Below are 16,921 nucleotides of genomic sequence, written 5' to 3' on the forward strand. Positions count from 1 at the left end.
CTAATTCCTCTCCAGCTTAACCGCGCATACTTTGTATTCCGGTATCTTGGCCACCGGGTCCAGATTGGCGGCGGTAAGTCTATTAGCTGCAGCTTCCGCGAAGTGGAAAGGAATGAAAACCAGCCCTTCCTGAATTGTATCGACGACCTTAGCTTTAACTACTATCTGGCCTCTTCTCGATGATACTTTCGTCATCGCGCCGTTTCTTATTCCAAGCTTTGTAGCGTCACTCTTGCTTATTTCCACATAGCTTCCCGGCACTTCCCTGTCCAGTATCGGAACCCTTCTCGTCATCGTGCCGGTATGATAGTGGAATCCGGTGCGCCCCGTTGTGAGCATGAACGGATACTCGCCGTCCGGCAATTCCGCCGGCTGTTTGTACGTTATAGGCATGAATTTACCCAGACCGCGCGCGAATTTATCCTTATGAAGATAGGGAGTCCCAGGATGTTCTGTCGTCGGACACGGCCAGGCCAGACCGCCGTTCTCCAACCGGCTGTAGGTTATGCCGCCATACGACGGAGTCAGTTTAGCAATCTCCTTCATGATTTCCTCTGGAGATGCGTAATCCATCTTGTAACCCATCTGTCTGGAAAGCTCACATATGATCTGCCAGTCCGGCCTGCTGTTACCGATGGGATCGATAGCCTTTCTGATCCTTTGCACCCTTCTCTCGGTATTGCTGAATGTGCCATCCTTCTCGGCAGGCGAGACCCCCGGTAATACTACGTGAGCCAGCTTTGCCGTTTCCGTTAAGAATATATCCTGTACTACAAGAAACTCTAATTTCTTTAATGCGTGCTCAGTATGATTACTGTCGGGATCTGACACCATGGGATTCTCTCCCATAATGTACATGGCTTTCAGCCGACCGTCCGCCGCGCACTCTATCATCTGAGTAGCGGTGAATCCAGGCTTGGGGGATAGCGTTACTCCCCAGACTTTTTCGAACTTCTGGCGGAGCTCGTCGTTATTGACTGCCTGATAACCGGTGAAAACGTTGGGCAGGCCGCCCATGTCGCAGGCACCCTGGACATTACTCTGTCCGCGCAGCGGATTCACTCCTGTTGAGGGCTTGCCAACGTTACCGGTCAGCATCGCCAGGTTGGCGCATGACATAACATTATCAACGCCTGTTACATGCTGAGTAACACCCATGCAATAAATTATTGAGCTCTTCTTGCTCCCTGCATACGTTTTAGCCGCACTTATAATGTCGCCGACAGGTATGCCGGTGATCTCGGAAGCCTTCTGCGGAGTGCAATCAGATACTGCTTTCTTTAGCTCCTCAAACCCCTCCGTGCGCGTCTCGACGAACTGCTTATCATATAAACCTTCGGAGATGATGTAGTTCATCATACCGTTGAGCAAGGCCACATCCGAACCGGGCTTGAGGCTCATGTATAACCCGGCTAGTTTAGCCACCTGTGTTTTTCTCGGATCGGCCACTATAAGCTTTGTGCCCTTTTTAACCGCCTTAATTATCTGATGCGAAACCAGCGGGTGCTGTTCTGTAGTGTTGGAGCCGATAGCAAGGATTACTTCGGCTTCGCCGATCTCATTAATGGAGTTGGTCATTGCGCCGCTTCCAAATGTTGTGGCCAGACCGGCCACAGTGGAAGAGTGTCAAAGACGGGCGCAATGGTCGATGTTGTTCGTGCCGATAACGGCACGTGTGAACTTCTGTAAAAGATAGTTTTCTTCGTTAGTGCATTTCGCGGATGTGAGAACGGCGATGGAATCGCTGCCTGATTCTTTCTTGATCTTGTCGAGTTTTGTTGCAATCAGCTTATAGGCTTCATCCCACGACGCTTCCTTGAAATTATCGCCCTGTCTGATGAGAGGCGTCGTCAGCCGTTCCGGGCTGTGAATATATTCGTGACCCTGCCATCCCTTGATGCACAACTTGCCGTGGCTTACATCATGTGAGGTACTAGGATAAACCGCAGCCACCCTGCCGCCTTCCACCCCGAGATAAAAGTTACAACCGCACCCGCAAAACTCGCAGGTGGTTAAGACCCTTTCCAAAACCTGCCTCCTTTAAGAAAGCCTCTGCCATAAAAAATCGCCCTATCTAATATGGCAGAGGCTTAACCAATCTACTTTGCCGCTGGCGGCTGCTGTGCCTTTTGTTTACCGGTTCTCATGTATACATACCAGTATGCACCGGATACAAAAACCGCAGCGCCTACGATATTACCAAGGGTAACCGGGATGAGGTTTTTCACGATGAAGTCGCCCCAGGTAACAGCTGCGCCTTCAAAAATACCGGCCGGGATAAAGAACATGTTGGCCACGCTGTGTTCGTAACCGAGAGCAACGAAAGCCATGATTGGCCACCATATGGCCCATACCTTGCCTATGATGCTGTCGCTGCTGATGGCCATCCACACTGCAAGACAAACCAGCCAGTTACAACCTATGCCGCGCAGAAATGCCTGGTCCCAGCCCAGGGAGACTTTCTTGCTCGCGATAGTACCGATGTACTCATGCCAGGGTGATGCCGCAAATAGTCCAGTCATATGCGCCAGTAAATAAGCTACGATCAAGGCGCCGATAAAGTTGCCGATGTAAACGAAGAACCAGTTTTTCAGCAAGCCTCCGATTTTAGCTTTGCCGCTCATGCATGAAAGCACGGGTATGGCACAGTTGCCGGTGAAAAGCTCCGACCCGGCAATGACCACCAACATGAGTCCTACAGGGAACACGCCGCCGAAGATGAATTTTTGAATACCCGGCATGCCTAGATTTGTAGCCCAATCGCCGGCGGCAGCCGTAACCGCAAGCTGCGCCCCGAAAGCGATGTAAGCACCGGCCAGAATGCCGAGCACCAGCATCTTGCCCCAGGGGAGCTGTGTTTTCGCAGTACCTGCAGAACACGCCGCCTCTGCGATCTCTTTAGGTGATTTGAATGGCATTAAGCTCTCCTTTCATTTAATATTTTGTGATTCCTAATGATTTATTCGGTAACTTATTCCCAATTACCTGGCATATTCTACAACGCCAGTTCTTTAATTGTTTTCCCGTCCTGCCCCTCCTTTCAACCCTATAGCAAATACGACCCGGCAAAATGCGGGACTTATTTTTTTCGTCTGCATTTCCACCAAGTCGTATATTTGGGATTGTTATTTATTTCACATATCATTTTGTATATTTTACCAGAATTACTAATTTCCAACGAGACCTTTTATGAAAGAAAGCTATCAAATCTGACGGTATTACCGACCATACCTGATAAAAATATTAAGTATTTTAAAAAAGGAGCGAAAACAATATTCGCTCCCTGCCTGTAAGCCATAGTCGACAAATCACCGTTAAATTTTACTACAGATAAATCGACGATGTAAATACCCTCTTCATGACGATACTATACGGATACCACTTCTTTAACTTCAGGCACCTGCTCCTTCAATATACGGGCGATACCCTGCTGCAACGTCATAGCCGCCATCGGGCACCCGTGGCAAGCGCCCTGGAGCCGCACGCTCACGACGCCGTCCTTAACATCAACCAGTTCAACATCTCCACCGTCAGCCTGAAGCGAAGGCCTTATCTTCTTTAAAGCTTCCTCCACCTTATCCCTCATAACTCTCCTCTCATACTATCGAGTCCGCAGTAGCGACCGACCCGACGATTCCCAAACATCCAGTTATATTGTACCACTTTCGAAACTAACCCTGCTTCAAAGCGGCAGCCACGATCTCTGAAAGGTCCATGACCTTGACCTTGTCCTCCACCTTCTTATCCTTGAGACCATCCTCGAACATGGTCATGCAATAAGGACAACAGGTACAGATCGTATCCGGCTCCTGCTTCAGCGCCTGTTCGGTGCGGGCTACATAAATACGATCGCCGACATTTTCCTCCAACCACATGCGTCCTCCGCCTCCGCCGCAGCAGAAAGCCCTCGACCTGTTCTTATCCATCTCGGCGGGAGCCTGTCCCGTCGCGGCAGCAACAGCACTTCGCGGCTGATCGTAGATCGAGTTATAACGCCCCAGATAGCATGAATCGTGAAAAACGACCTTGCCCAGGCTAGCGCCGCCGTTCAGCTTGAGCTTGCCCTGCTCAATCAGACTATTGATAAACTCGGTATGATGTACGACTTCGATATCAGCATCGTACTGCCGATAGTCGTTCTTGAAGGCGCTGAAGCAATGGGGACACTGCGTAATTATCTTCTTGATGCCCTTCTCCTTAAATAAGGCGACGTTCTTCTTGGCCATATCCTCAAAGACAAATTCGTTGCCCAGACGCCGCAGGCTGTCGCCGCAGCACAGCTCGTCCTTGCCCAGGACTCCCCACGAGACACCGGCGGCATTGAGCACCTTGGTCGTAGCCAGCGTCACCTGCTTGCTGCGCGAATCGAGCGCGCCGGCGCATCCCACGTAGAACAGATACTCGGTCTTGCCTGATTCGAATAGCTCGGCGCCGGCTTCCTGAATCCACGACGCCCGCTTTTCAGGCGCTATGCCCCACGGATTGCTGCGGCCTTCGATGTTCTCGAAGAAATTATGCAGCTCGTGAGGGAACTTGGCCTTCATCTCAACCAGATGCCGCCGCATGTTCACGATCTTCGGCACGTGCTCGATGAATACAGGGCAGACCTCCATGCAGGCGCCGCAGGTGGTACAGTCCCAGAGCACCTGTTCCGATACGCTGCCGCCGTGATGATCTCCTATCAGCGGCAACACCGGCTCGCCCTTTTTTAACAGCAGGGGGCCGTTTGTAAGCAAATTCACCTTGATATCATGTATCAACAGCCGCGGCTGCAGCTGCTTTCCCGTATTTGCCGCCGGACAGTTATCGGAGCAGCGGCCGCACTCGGTGCAGGAGTACGAATCGAACAGGTCCTTCCATGTAAGCTGATCGACGCGCTCGGCGCCGTAGACATTGCCCTTCGCGAACTCCTCGCGCGGCTGGGTGGTCACTTTATCGATGCTGCGAAAGAAGCAGTTCGGGATCGATGTAAGAATATGCATATGCTTGCTGTAGGGCAGGTAGTTGAGGAACGACAGAAGCACGATCGCATGTATCCACCAGAACACGTCCGCGACCGTCTCGGCTGCACCCTGCGAAGCACCACCCAGTATCGTTGTGCCGACGAAATTCGATATCGGCATATAAGACGCGGCCTCTTCAACTCCCTGCGCGATCTCGCCGCCGTGCGTGAAGAAGAACGCTATCATTAGTGTCGCGATGAGCCCTAAAATTATAAATGCGTCGCGGCTTCTGGCCTCGATGAACTTGGGCGGAAATAGGAAACGCCGCGCAACAGCGGCAACGATGGCTACCAGTACAAGTACCGACACAATATCGAATATCATGGCCAGCGCGTGATAGGCTCCCGAAGGCAGTTTCGACAGGGCGATGGTATTCGGCACCAGACCGTGCAGCAGGAACTCGGTGTTGGCGATGAGCAGCAGCATAAAGCTCCAGAAGAGCAGGGCGTGGTTGATGCCGAAGCGATAGCTGCGGGAGATGGTGCAGCGCTGCGAGAACGGGTAATAGATCATGTTCCATATGCGCCTGCCGATCTCTTTGAAGCGGTTGTCGGGCTTGCCCATAGCCACAAGTCGAAAACGGCTATAGCAGCTCGAAATGAACAGCGTCACCGCCGCTATGAATACCACTATAAATATCACAGTGCTTACAGACACGGTTAACTCCTTACAGACATCAAGATCGACAACCTAGCAAGCCACCTTTTGTTGCTTCAAATTTTTGAGACGCTTGGTGATAGCCGGTATCACCTGGAACACGTCGCCGACGATCCCGTACGTCGCAACCTCGAATATCGGGGCGTGGTGATCCCTGTTGACCGCTATGATCACATCCGAATCCTGCATGCCCACCAGGTGCTGAATGGCGCCGCTTATGGCGCAGGCGATGTATATCTTGGGCCGCACCGTCTTGCCCGTCTGTCCCACCTGGCGTTCGACGGGCATGAACCCGGCCTCCACCGCGGCGCGCGAGCAGCCGACAACGCCGCCCAGCTCGTCGGCCAGCTCCTGCAGGATGCCGAAATTCTCTTTACTGAGCATGCCGCGTCCGCCCGCGACGATAACGTCCGCAGCCGATACATCTATCGCATCCGCTCCCTGCCTGCTGTCCTCGATTATCTGAAGTACCTTTACCAGTATGTCGTTCTCTTTAACCGGAGACGGCTCGACGATGATGGTACCTTTGAGCCCCTTGTCGCATGGAGGCATCGGCATCACATGCGGGCGCACGGTAGACATCTGCGGCCTCGTTCTCTCCGTCATGATGGTGGCCATGATATTGCCGCCGAAAGCGGGACGGGTCTGCATCAGGAATCCTTTATCGTCAATGGCCAGTCCCGTGCAGTCAGCCGTCAGTCCTGTTAGCAGATCGGTGGCCACCGCCCCGGCCAGGTCGCGGCCCAGTCCGGTCGCCCCCACCAGCACGATCTCAGGTTTGTACTTGCGCACCAGATGGCACACAGCCTTGTAATAAGATTCGGTGCGATAGTTCTTATAGACAGGATCGTCGACAAGATACGCCTTGGACGCCCCGTAGGAGAAAGCCTCATCGCAGAGATGTTTCACGTTATCGCCGATGACGATGGCGCACAACTCAACGTTCAGCTTCTTAGCCAGCTCGCCGCCGATCCCCATCAGCTCCCATGCCACCGTGGCCGCATTGCCATCGCTCTGCTCAACGAAAACCCAGACGCCCTTGTATTCTTTTAACTGCGGATGAGCGACATCTTTTGCTTCTTCATCTTCCTCCGCCTTGGGTGCCCCGCCCTCGGCGGCCCTCTGCGCCTCCCACTCCGCCAGCAGCTTCTTCTCCTCATCGGTGAGGTACATCTCTATAGCGCCGGAAGGGCAGACCTTGACGCACTTGGTGCAGCCGATACAAAGCTCGGGCTTGAAAACCGGTTCGCCCTTATCGTTCATCTCCACGCCGTCTTTGGGACAGGCCACCTGACAACGGGCGCCGCAAGCGATGCACTTGCCCGGTATGAGCCTGGCTACGCCACGCGGTTTCTTTATTTTCTTTTTCTTTTCGTCCATATCACCCTACATCCGAATCGATATTTATATTGAGATCACGTCTTTCTTGAGCAGCTCGTCTATGAGCATTCCGGCCGCCCCCTCGGGATCGCCGACGCCGTCTCCGAGTATCTCGCCCTTGGCCCGCTCGGGAGAGAAAATCTTCCTGACCTGGGTCGGCGAGCCGTTGAGACCGATTAGCTCTGCCGGCAGCTCCATCACGCTGTTGTTCCACAGCTTGACCTGCGCATCCTGGGACATGAGCTTCATGGGAACAGTGGGATACCTGGGCTGATTTATCTCGCGCACCACGGAAATGACCGCGGGCAGGGGAGCCTCAACGATCTCATGCCTTCCCTCAAGCTTGCGCCTGACTATGACCTTCTTTGCCTTCGGGTCGAAGTCCTGAATCTGATCCACCAGCGTCAGCTGCGTGTAATGCAGCCTGGCCGCGATGCCGGGGCCTACCTGCGCCGTATCACCATCTATGCTCTGCTTGCCGCACAGCACGACACCGACCTCTTCCTCCTTAGCCAGCCTGGCGATGGCTTCTGCCAGCACCTTGCTGGTGGCCAGGGTGTCGGCGCCGCCGAATACTCGGTCGCTGAGCAGGACGGCGTCGTCCACGCCGAGGGACAGAGCCTTTTTAAGGGTAACTTCCGTGTTCGGAGGCCCCATCGATATGGCCGCGACGCGCAGGCCATACTTATCCTTGAGCTTGAGGCCTTCCTCCAGCGCGTGGGTATCGAACGGGTTCACGATGAAAGGCACGCCTTCTCGAATCAATGTCCCCGTAACCGGATCGGTCTTCACCTGCGTGGTGTCAGGAACCTGTTTTATGCATACTACTACTAACACTTGTCACACCTCGCTTAATTGGATGGAGTTAATACCTGGAGAGAATAACCGGGGTACGCTTTTGCGAATATAAAGCAGACTGTTCACTATAAAAGTATCTCTATATAGCTATATTTCACTCTTTTATATACTTAAAAACACAACCTTCCAATTTTAGCGTTTTTAATATTCCTTTGTCAATGAAAATCACGATTAAAACAAGGATTAGCCGACTAATGACCGTTATGCTATAACCTCTTGCTCTCATCCGCCTTCCGGATGAATTCTTTTGCGCTTTTCACGGAGCTATCATTGGGTTTCGGCCCGGCCAGCATGACAGCGACTTCTTTAAATCGATCCTCGCCGGAAACGGATTCGATAACGCTGACCGTCCTGCCTTTATTCGTCTCTTTGTGCACCACGTGATGCGCGTCGGCATAGGCCGCTATCTGAGGCAGGTGGGTGATGCAGATAACCTGCCGATTCCTAGCCAGGTTCCACAGCTTCCGTCCGATGACCTCGCCGCTCCTGCCGCCCACACCGATATCGATTTCATCGAATATCATTATCGGTATATCATCGGCCCCGGAGACGGTGCTTTTCAAAGCGAGGGTGAAACGAGACATCTCGCCCGTGGATGCAATTTTAACAAGAGGCTGCACCGGCTCGCCCGGATTCGTCGATGTCATGAACTCTACATAATCGATACCTTTGTCGTTGAAACTGTAACTTTGACCATCGCCCGACGGCAGTCCATCGTCGGCTTCCTCCTGCGTGATAGCGACATCGAAAACCACCTGCGACATGTTCAATTCTTTGAGCTCGGCCTTAACCGCGGCGATGAGCTTCTTAGCCGCCTTCGACCGCGCCTGCGACAGCTTAACGGCCAGCTTTCCCATCTCCTCCCTGAGCGACGCGCGGAGCTTCTCCAACTCGCCCTGCTTCTCTGACGAGTGCGTTATCGCTTCCAGCTCATGCTCGGCCTTATCGAGATAGGCGAGCACCTCGCTCACGCTCTGTCCGTACTTCTTCTTGAGCCTGCCGATGAGGTCCAAACGAACCTCGACTTCCTCAAGGCGCTTCGGATCGTGCTCCAGCGTCTCGCCATATGAGCGTATCTCGCGCGCCGCGTCCTCCAACCGATAATTCGCATCCTCGAGAACATCGAGCTGGGGCTTCAGTGTAGCATCTATATCGACCGATTTCTTTAACGATCGAATCGACTCGCTCAGGCGCTCCATAGCAGAGCCTTCGCTCCCGGAATCGCCGCCGCTGAGAGCATTGTAGGCCTCGTCGCAGAGCTCCTTCAGCTTCTCGGTCGATGATAAAACCCTGCGCTCCTGCGCCAGCGCCTCCTCCTCGCCCTCCTTGAGCTTCGACTGTTTGATCTCGTCGATCTGGAAACGCAGAAACTCCTCGCGCTGGGCGCTCTTTTCCTGCGCTTCGGCCAGCGATTTAAGCTGCTGCTCCACATGGCGCAGCTCAGCCGCCTTTTCAGCGAAGCTATTCCTTAAATCAATCGTATGGGCATACGCATCAAGCATATCGATGTGATTTTCGATATTGAGCAGCGACAGGTGCTCGCTCTGGCCGTGAATATCGATGAGCAGGTCGCCCACCTGACGCAGCAGGCCCCTGGTCACCGCCTGCCCGTTGATCCTTATCACCCCACGCCCCTGCCGCCTCAGCCCGCAACTGACCGCCAGCGTGTCGTCGTAATCGATTCCGTTGTCTTTTAAGATGACGGCGAGCCGCGAATAGTCGGCTTCACGATCGAGAGAGAAGACCCCTTCGATCCTGGCCTCGTCGGCGCCGTGTCGGATGGCGCTCTCATCCAGCTTGCCTAAAAGCAGAGCCTCGATGGCGTCGACCACCAGCGATTTGCCGGCGCCGGTCTCGCCCGTTATCACGTTCAAGCCGGGACCGAGGCTCCAGCTCATATCCTCTATGATGCCGAAGTCCCGCACCTTCAACTCGACCAGCATCGGCTGCACCTCGTCATTCCGGCCCCGTATCGGCGTACGGGGTAAACTCCAGCCGGAATCCATACCGACATCCGACTATTCGTCGCACGGTAATTCATGGGATAAATTTTGGCACAAAACCTTTTTATATACAACTCCATATGGCAAGCGGCTTTGCATCCCTGCTCCTCCAAATGTTGCACTTCATTATTGAACCCGCGTCTGGAAAAATAAATCCTTTTGCTCGGCGTGTCCTTCCATGATCAACATTGTATGGAAGGATTCACCTCGCCGACAACTTTGTTGAAGGTGAAGAACACCTTCAACAGCATGAAATCGATAATGGTAAGCTCAGCCTGCCTTACATTACCAAATAAAAAAAGCCCGCCGTGCTGGCGGGCTTTTTGTTTACCCGTATCTTATCCCTTTACAAGGACTATATTCTTCCTGACCCTCTCGGAAAGCGCGCCCTCAGCGGCTGTAAGAGGAACCCTGTTTCTGCCGGTGATTATTTGCTTCCGCCTTACCTCGGAAAACTGACCGATGCCGGATGGCGTATGAGCCCTGTTCCTCCCGATGATTATCTGCTTCCTTCTTACCTCGGAAAATTGCGCGGTCCCGGATATGTCAGGCGGATTTATTCCCTTCTGCTGATCAAGCCTTTCCTGGATGCTCATGATTCCTCCTTTATATTTTTGACGAAATACTCAGCGCTATAATGAGGATTTTCTGCTGCTCTGATTATTCATAGATTTGTTCTGTTTGTCAATATTTTCAAACAGGTCGAGCGTAATTGACCTTAAATACTTAATTCCCATATAATCCAACAAATGAAAAACCGCCATTCCATCCGTTTGAAAGAATACGATTATTCACAATCCGGTGCGTATTTCATCACAATATGCGCCCATGACAGAGAGTGTTTATTTGGCGAAATTGTAAATGGACAGATAGAATTGAATGATGTTGGCAGAATGATCGATAAGCAATGGCAGGATTTAAAAACCAGGTTCCCTGATATTGAATTGGATGAGTGTGTTATCATGCCCAATCATTTTCACGGAATCGTAATATTGAACCCCGAAAATTACCAAACTGTAGGGGCAGGGTCCTCCTGCCCTAATGAAACGACGAAATCGTCCGGTGATGGTGGGCGCGAAGACCGCGCCCCTACATTGGGAGACATCGTCGGTTATTTTAAATATCGGACGACAAAACAAATCAACGCGACACCTGAGACCGGTATTAAGAAACTATGGCAACGCAATTATTACGAACATGTCCTTCGCAACGAAGCTGAATTGAACGAGATACGGCAATACATTGTAGACAACCCGGCCAAATGGGATACGGATGAGGAAAATCCAAACGTAAAACCATCATAACGATGATATCTGTTCGGCCTTTTACTCGGCATGACTGGACAATCTCGATGGTAGCTTACTTCAACCCTCGCCAATCGAGCCTTTGCTGTGATTTCCATATATGAAGATACCAGTATATTGGATTAGTTATGAAGAAAAAGCCTATCAGTAAGACTATCCAAGTCAACCTCTTCCCTTGTCCAAGTTCCCTATTCCCCATGGCATGAAAAATATTAAAGATAATAACCCATGGCAATACACCCGACCAAGTCAACCTCTTCCCTTGTCCAAGTTCCTTATTCCCCATGGCATGGAAAATATTAAAGAAAGTAACCCATACACCCGAACTAACCACCAAAATATGAAAAATCCAGAATATTGCGGGAAGACGTTCTACAAATGGTAAAACGGTGAAAACCAAAATAAAATATAACAAGGGCAAAATATTAATGATTCCTAATAAAAGCTTCGACTTCTTACTCAATACAATCAGTGACTCCGATATTAGGATATAATTAATCTACCCCACCAGCCCCCGCTCCTCCATCTCGCTAACAATATCCCCCAGCCCTATGCTTTCAAGCTGCTTTTTGGTCTGCAAGCCGGTGGCCGCATCCCAGCCGCGAAGCTTGTAATACTCGTCCTTCATGGCCTCGAACTTTTCTCTATCGACCACCGTGTTCTTGCGTGAGGCGATCTCGCCGTTTTTGCCGGGAACCTTGCACTCCACGTTAAGTCCCATGAACTTGATAGGGCGGGTGTAGAATACATCATCGAGAACGTCCGCGGCGCGGCCGCGGTGGCCCTCACGCGCAAGGATAGCGCGCTGCAGGTTAAAAACTCGTTCCCCGACGCTATAGAGTCCCTGCTCATCCGGCTCGCCGCCGACGACCGCGGCCAGCATCCTGCTGTCAAGAGAGGGATCGCCGATGTGGTCGTCGGAATACATCACGCTCGACGCGTTGTTGAGGGGAAAATCGCACAGGATCAGGCATTCGCGGGCGTACTGGCGGTCCTGTATCTTCACGGCCGCCTGCGCCTTCCCATCGTAGGTGGTGAAATCGGCGGCCGTCTCCGTACCCCAGAACACTTTGGCCAGCTTGCGAAATACACCGCTCGACAGGTAAGAAGTGGTGACCCCGTCGACCCAGTCCAGCCATTTGTACAGTGGCAGGCTCGTCTCGTGGAGCTGCTGGATCGGCATCCGCGGCTCCATGGCGTAGAACAGGCTGTGAACCAGGAATATGCGCGGGTCGTACAGAGTCATATGTCCCGCCTTAGACACGTAGTAGGTTATCTGTTCAGTGGCGGCGGCTCCGAGCGATTCGGCAGCTTTGATAGTGCCTTTCGCCATGACATCGCCGAAGCCCTCACGCAGGGATATCATCTTTATCATTTTATCGATGAACTCGATGCTGCCCATCTCCATTATCTGCATACCGGTGGTCTCATCGTTCAGCACGCCTTTGGCGTAGCAGCGCCCGAGCCACATTATCATCGCCAGCAGAGAGTTTGTGTCGATTCCGTAATCGTCGCACATCATCGTTGCCTGGAACGGCACGTCGACGGCCTCGGCGCTCCACGGCCCGTAATAGCGCTTTGCCGGCTCCTGATATAATTGGGCCGCCGTGCACATATATTTGTGGAATGTACCGTCTTTCGACATGGCCTCGGAACGGATGCAGCCGCGTATGCAGCCGAAACAGGCTATCTTCTTCATGCGGGGCCCCGGGGTAAGATCTTTCTGCACCAGCGGCATGCCCTTAGTGAGTTCGCGGGCGTACTGTGAGACCTGTTTCAACGCCTCGGGATTGGCGGCGACGGGCTTATTCTTTCCCTTGACCACGATAGCCTTGAGCTTCTTGGAGCCCATGGACGCAGCCAGGCCGCCCGAGCCGGACGCATCGTCATCGGCGAGGATTATCGAGAACTGCACACAATTCTCGCCGGCCTGCCCGATGGAGACCACTCGCGCCGTATCGCCGTGAGCTTCCTTCAAAGCGCGCCGCGTATCGATATTGCCCTTGCCCCACAGATGCGAGGCATCCAGTATCGAAACGTTCCCATCTTCGACGTAGATGTAAACCGGCTTATCCGACGCGCCGTGCACTACAACGCCGTCGTATCCGGCGAACTTGAGATGCGCGCCCCAGCTGCCGCCTAGGTTGCAGTAGGTGAATGATTCCGGATCGGTGGCGGGCGATTTGCCGCAGATGACCCAGCGAGAGCCGGAGAGGCCGGGGAAACCGCAGAGAGGCCCGGTCATGAAAATCAATCGATTATCGGGATCGAGAGCGCCGACGGAAGGGGAGACCTCATCCCAGTAAATCTTAGCGGCTATACCCCTGCCGCCGAGAAATCGAGATGAATAATCAGCCGTCGATACGGTTGATGTTTTACCCGACGATAGATCGACCCTTAATATCTTGCCGCTGTAGCCATAAACAGCCATTCAGCACCTCGACCGTTTCGAAAAAGAAGAAGTTAATTAGACTGATCCGGGATAAACGTCAGTGCGCGACCGCCGGGGACGTCCACGCAATCCAGCGTCATCCCCTTGACCGACTTGGCGATCTCCTGATCCACGAGCAGCACTTTAGCGCCGTCCTGCTCTATAGCCTGGTCGCCATCCCTGAAGATGTCGGGGATAAGGCCAAATCCCTGATCCCCCATTATCACCAGCCTGAGGGCGATATTATTCATATCGAACTCTTCGCCGGCATCGCCATGCCCCTCGCACCCGCAGCCGCAGTGGCTGCCGCAGCTCGATTCGGCATGCGCGGGCTCATCGCCGCAACATGATCCGCCATGCTCATGCTCTTCGCCGCATCCCGAACACTTCATCTGTTCCAGAATGTTCTTTAACTCATGGATTCCCTGCGCCGTCACCTTCAACATAACACATCCTTTCAGTCAACCATTTGGCTGAGCACTATAAGCAATACAGAAGTAGCGACCATATAGTAATAAAGGCTCGGCACAGGCCCCCACCACTGCGTATGCCACCATATTTTCCCCTTCTTAAAGTTCTTCAACCCGTAATGAGGATTAAAAACGAACCAGAAAAAATCCTCCAGCAGGAACGTAAGAAACATCAATCCCAATATAAGTAAATGAGTAGCCAGCGTCCACCGAACGAACAGCAGGGGAAAGTGAAACATAAGGATTACAAAGGTTATCATCACTATATGATAACCTGTAACCGGACGGCCGCCCGACAGCTTGACGATAAGCCCCTTTTCTTTCCGCCAGCATGGAAGCTTCTCCGCCCAGCCGTGCTTGCCCTCGATCTGAATCTCGAAAAGGGCGAAGACAACGGCCAGCACCACGGCGCACACGATATAGACGGCAAGATGGAAAATCATCTACTATACCTCATATATCAAGACTGTACATAATAGTAAACGATAGACTGGCGTTTGCCAAGTGTTAGTTACCCTGACCCTCACCCTGCAGCGTGGTTCGGAATCATAGTTCCCGTAGGGGCGGGTTTCAAACCCGCCTCTACACTCTTATCAACGTACAGTGGATAGCGGGGATAACTCCGCCTATTGGCAAGCGCATCGCATATCACTATAATTAACCAAACATCCATATACCTTTATAGAGACACAGAGGAGGGAAGTCGATGGTAACAACGCGAAGTGCGGCGAAGCCGGCCATCCGGACAAAAAACGCCTCCTATAACTATCGCAAGATTAAGGCTGTCGACAATGTGTCTATAGAGATACCACGCGGCATCAGCTTCGGCGTGCTCGGCCCCAACGGGTCGGGGAAAACCACTTTCATCCGTATGCTGGTGGGATTGATCAAGCCCAACTCAGGAGCAATACGCACCCTGGGACGCACCCCATCGCGACAGCTGGCGCGGCATATCGGTTATATGCCGCAGCTGCCCGCCCTGTACTCGGAGTTGTCGATTGCGCAGAACGTTGACTTCTTCGCCCGCATCTACGGCATTAAAAACAAGGCGCAGCGGCAGAAGCTGGTTAAGGAAGCCATAACCATGGTCGGTCTGTGGCCCCGGCGCAAGGACTCGATCAGTAAGCTCAGCGGCGGGATGAAACAGCGCGTCAGCCTGGCATGCGCCATCGTGCATAAGCCGCGTCTGCTCTTCCTCGACGAGCCGACCGTGGGCGTTGACCCGGCGCTTCGCGTGAAATTCTGGGAATATTTCAGGAGCCTGACGAAGAAGGGCGTCACCATCATCATATCCAGCCACACCATGGACGACGCCGCCCACTGCGACAGGCTTGCATTTCTGAGAGAGGGCAAGGTCATCGCCCAGGGAAGCCCCGGCGAGCTGAAACAGGCCACTGGCTCACCCGAAGCCTCGCTCGAGGAATCCTTCCTGTACTTCGTACAGAGAAAGGAAGCGGGCAATGTCAGCCAATAACATTTTCGCGATGGCATCACGCCTGATACGCCAGCTTATAAGGGACCGCCGCACCATAGCGCTCATTGTAATTGTGCCAATCGTCGTCATGTCTCTGATCACCTACGCCTTACCGTCGGGCGAAGGCGTGCTTGACAGATACGCGCCTGCGCTTATCGTAACCATGGCCCTGTTTTTCACCTTCCTTCTCACAGGGATCAGCTTCCTGCGCGAACGTTCACAGGGTACGCTGGAGCGCCTGATGGCCTCACCCGTATCCCGACTGGATATGGTACTGGGATACATATTCGGATTCTTCATCTTCGCGCTGGCGCAGGTGCTGATAATACTCCTCTTCACCATATATGCGCTGGACATAGAATACGCCGGCGGCCTGTGGCGGATATTCCTGTTCCTGATACTGATAATCATTATGGCTGTCTGCCTGGGCATCTTCGCCTCCGCCTTCGCCAAGAACGAGTTCCAGATGGTGCAGTTCATCCCGCTGATAATCGTGCCCCAGATATTCCTCTGCGGCGTAGTCTTTCCCATGAACCAGATGAATACAATCCTTCAGTGGATAGGTAAATTCCTGCCCCTTACGTACGGGGTTGACGGCATGCGCCAGATCATGCTCCCCGAGCCCATACTTTCCGGCCTCAAAGCGAGCGGCCAGATACAGCACGACCTGATTATTGATATAGGAATACTCGCCGCCTTCGTTATCGTGATGTCGGTGCTGGCTGCCGCCGGTCTGCGACGGGGACAGTCCGGCTAGATGAATCCTGATAATATTTTGGTACTTAACATGGGGATTCACGAATCGCTTCTGCTTCCGCGACATATATAAGACCAAAAATAAAAGCGAGCATACCCGAAAATGAGTATGCCCGCTCAACGGCTTCAATATGATATATCGTTCAGCTATTGAATCTTACGGAGATAACTAGGCAGTTGTCTTAGCCCTCTCGGCTGCTCTGGCTGCTTCAGCCGCCTTTTTTTCATCGGCTTTCGCCTTATCTTCCTTGCACTTCTTCAGATATTCTCTGTCGCCAAGGTCATGCGTGAAAAGCCTCTTGAAATAGACGAACAGGCCGCCTATATTCTTACCGAAGAACACCAGCGCCTGCCACGTCAGGGCGACTCTTAATATGCCGCGAACGTCGACATCAAAAAGGGTGACTTCGTAGTTCCATTTGACCGGCTCTACTATGATGCCCCTCATTATTACTTCGTTGTTCGGCTCGCTCGACAGGTTGCCGCGGCTCAGATCGATAACCAACTGTCTGTCTCCTAAACCCTTAGACCAAAATCTCATTTTTTTATTACCTACCTTTTCGCTAGTTTAAGAAATAACTCCGG

The 16,921-nt window shown here is 52.7% G+C and carries 15 protein-coding genes; 3 read left to right on the forward strand and 12 right to left on the reverse strand.

Going from position 1 to position 16,921, the window contains the following annotated elements:
• The 8 genes from fdhF to WC562_00165 all read right to left on the reverse strand — a co-directional run bounded on the left by fdhF (position 1) and on the right by WC562_00165 (position 10,497).
• On the reverse strand, positions 1 to 2,028 hold the full coding sequence (fdhF, locus tag WC562_00130) for a formate dehydrogenase subunit alpha (GenBank protein ID MFA5054573.1): 2,028 nt from the start codon (positions 2,026 to 2,028) through the stop codon (positions 1 to 3).
• Between the two features lie 71 nt (positions 2,029 to 2,099).
• Positions 2,100 to 2,918 carry a formate/nitrite transporter family protein gene (locus WC562_00135; GenBank protein MFA5054574.1) on the reverse strand — a complete coding sequence of 273 codons (819 nt, stop codon included), beginning with the start codon at positions 2,916 to 2,918 and terminating at the stop codon, positions 2,100 to 2,102.
• Between the two features lie 449 nt (positions 2,919 to 3,367).
• Positions 3,368 to 3,586, reverse strand: coding sequence for a NifU family protein (locus WC562_00140; protein ID MFA5054575.1), 219 nt, complete (start codon positions 3,584 to 3,586; stop codon positions 3,368 to 3,370).
• Positions 3,587 to 3,671: 85 nt separating this feature from the next.
• Positions 3,672 to 5,660, reverse strand: a complete 1,989-nt coding sequence (locus WC562_00145; protein ID MFA5054576.1) for a (Fe-S)-binding protein — start codon at positions 5,658 to 5,660, stop codon at positions 3,672 to 3,674.
• A 33-nt stretch (positions 5,661 to 5,693) separates the two neighbouring features.
• Positions 5,694 to 7,040 (reverse strand): FAD-binding protein, encoded by a 1,347-nt coding sequence (locus tag WC562_00150; GenBank protein MFA5054577.1) that lies wholly within the window; start codon positions 7,038 to 7,040, stop codon positions 5,694 to 5,696.
• A 24-nt stretch (positions 7,041 to 7,064) separates the two neighbouring features.
• A complete protein-coding gene (locus WC562_00155) occupies positions 7,065 to 7,877 on the reverse strand; it encodes an electron transfer flavoprotein subunit beta/FixA family protein (GenBank protein ID MFA5054578.1) in 813 nt (270 codons plus the stop codon).
• A 227-nt stretch (positions 7,878 to 8,104) separates the two neighbouring features.
• A complete protein-coding gene (recN, locus tag WC562_00160) occupies positions 8,105 to 9,904 on the reverse strand; it encodes a DNA repair protein RecN (protein MFA5054579.1) in 1,800 nt (599 codons plus the stop codon).
• Between the two features lie 335 nt (positions 9,905 to 10,239).
• The gene (locus WC562_00165; GenBank protein MFA5054580.1) at positions 10,240 to 10,497 is read right to left on the reverse strand and encodes a hypothetical protein; all 258 of its coding nucleotides are present in this window, start codon (positions 10,495 to 10,497) and stop codon (positions 10,240 to 10,242) included.
• A 153-nt stretch (positions 10,498 to 10,650) separates the two neighbouring features.
• On the opposite strand from WC562_00165, the gene WC562_00170 reads away from it, so the two are divergent.
• Complete coding sequence (locus WC562_00170) at positions 10,651 to 11,205, forward strand: transposase (GenBank protein MFA5054581.1); 555 nt, start codon at positions 10,651 to 10,653, stop codon at positions 11,203 to 11,205.
• Between the two features lie 499 nt (positions 11,206 to 11,704).
• Here WC562_00170 and WC562_00175 read toward each other — a convergent pair whose 3' ends face one another.
• The 3 genes from WC562_00175 to WC562_00185 are packed head-to-tail and all read right to left on the reverse strand — an operon-like array spanning position 11,705 to position 14,549.
• Positions 11,705 to 13,636 carry an aldehyde ferredoxin oxidoreductase N-terminal domain-containing protein gene (locus WC562_00175; GenBank protein MFA5054582.1) on the reverse strand — a complete coding sequence of 644 codons (1,932 nt, stop codon included), beginning with the start codon at positions 13,634 to 13,636 and terminating at the stop codon, positions 11,705 to 11,707.
• Positions 13,637 to 13,668: 32 nt separating this feature from the next.
• The gene (locus WC562_00180) at positions 13,669 to 14,082 is read right to left on the reverse strand and encodes a hypothetical protein (protein MFA5054583.1); all 414 of its coding nucleotides are present in this window, start codon (positions 14,080 to 14,082) and stop codon (positions 13,669 to 13,671) included.
• Between the two features lie 11 nt (positions 14,083 to 14,093).
• Positions 14,094 to 14,549, reverse strand: a complete 456-nt coding sequence (locus WC562_00185; GenBank protein ID MFA5054584.1) for a hypothetical protein — start codon at positions 14,547 to 14,549, stop codon at positions 14,094 to 14,096.
• A gap of 263 nt (positions 14,550 to 14,812) precedes the next feature.
• Between WC562_00185 and WC562_00190 the strand changes: the two genes are divergently transcribed.
• Both WC562_00190 and WC562_00195 read left to right on the forward strand, forming a co-directional pair.
• Entirely contained in the window at positions 14,813 to 15,580 is a 768-nt protein-coding gene (locus tag WC562_00190) for an ABC transporter ATP-binding protein (protein ID MFA5054585.1), read from the forward strand.
• The gene (locus WC562_00195; GenBank protein ID MFA5054586.1) at positions 15,567 to 16,337 is read left to right on the forward strand and encodes an ABC transporter permease; all 771 of its coding nucleotides are present in this window, start codon (positions 15,567 to 15,569) and stop codon (positions 16,335 to 16,337) included. The genes WC562_00190 and WC562_00195 overlap by 14 nt, the downstream gene beginning before the upstream one ends.
• Positions 16,338 to 16,505: 168 nt before the next feature.
• Here the strand turns inward: WC562_00195 and WC562_00200 are convergent, their stop codons facing one another.
• The gene (locus WC562_00200) at positions 16,506 to 16,841 is read right to left on the reverse strand and encodes a hypothetical protein (GenBank protein MFA5054587.1); all 336 of its coding nucleotides are present in this window, start codon (positions 16,839 to 16,841) and stop codon (positions 16,506 to 16,508) included.
• Between the last annotated feature and the right edge of the window lie 80 nt (positions 16,842 to 16,921).

This window comes from Dehalococcoidia bacterium, from assembly GCA_041649635.1.
GTDB lineage: Bacteria > Chloroflexota > Dehalococcoidia > E44-bin15 > E44-bin15 > JAYEHL01.

Bases quoted from the DNA above. Each gene is read 5' to 3' on its own strand.
- WC562_00195 (MFA5054586.1), top strand. From the start codon at position 15,567: ATGTCAGCCAATAACATTTTCGCGATGGCATCACGCCTGATACGCCAG.
- WC562_00175 (MFA5054582.1), bottom strand. From the start codon at position 13,636: ATGGCTGTTTATGGCTACAGCGGCAAGATATTAAGGGTCGATCTATCG.
- WC562_00140 (MFA5054575.1), bottom strand. From the start codon at position 3,586: ATGAGGGATAAGGTGGAGGAAGCTTTAAAGAAGATAAGGCCTTCGCTT.
- WC562_00180 (MFA5054583.1), bottom strand. From the start codon at position 14,082: ATGTTGAAGGTGACGGCGCAGGGAATCCATGAGTTAAAGAACATTCTG.
- WC562_00165 (MFA5054580.1), bottom strand. From the start codon at position 10,497: ATGAGCATCCAGGAAAGGCTTGATCAGCAGAAGGGAATAAATCCGCCT.
- WC562_00190 (MFA5054585.1), top strand. From the start codon at position 14,813: ATGGTAACAACGCGAAGTGCGGCGAAGCCGGCCATCCGGACAAAAAAC.
- WC562_00135 (MFA5054574.1), bottom strand. From the start codon at position 2,918: ATGCCATTCAAATCACCTAAAGAGATCGCAGAGGCGGCGTGTTCTGCA.
- recN (MFA5054579.1), bottom strand. From the start codon at position 9,904: ATGGATTCCGGCTGGAGTTTACCCCGTACGCCGATACGGGGCCGGAAT.
- WC562_00185 (MFA5054584.1), bottom strand. From the start codon at position 14,549: ATGATTTTCCATCTTGCCGTCTATATCGTGTGCGCCGTGGTGCTGGCC.
- WC562_00150 (MFA5054577.1), bottom strand. From the start codon at position 7,040: ATGGACGAAAAGAAAAAGAAAATAAAGAAACCGCGTGGCGTAGCCAGG.
- WC562_00170 (MFA5054581.1), top strand. From the start codon at position 10,651: ATGAAAAACCGCCATTCCATCCGTTTGAAAGAATACGATTATTCACAA.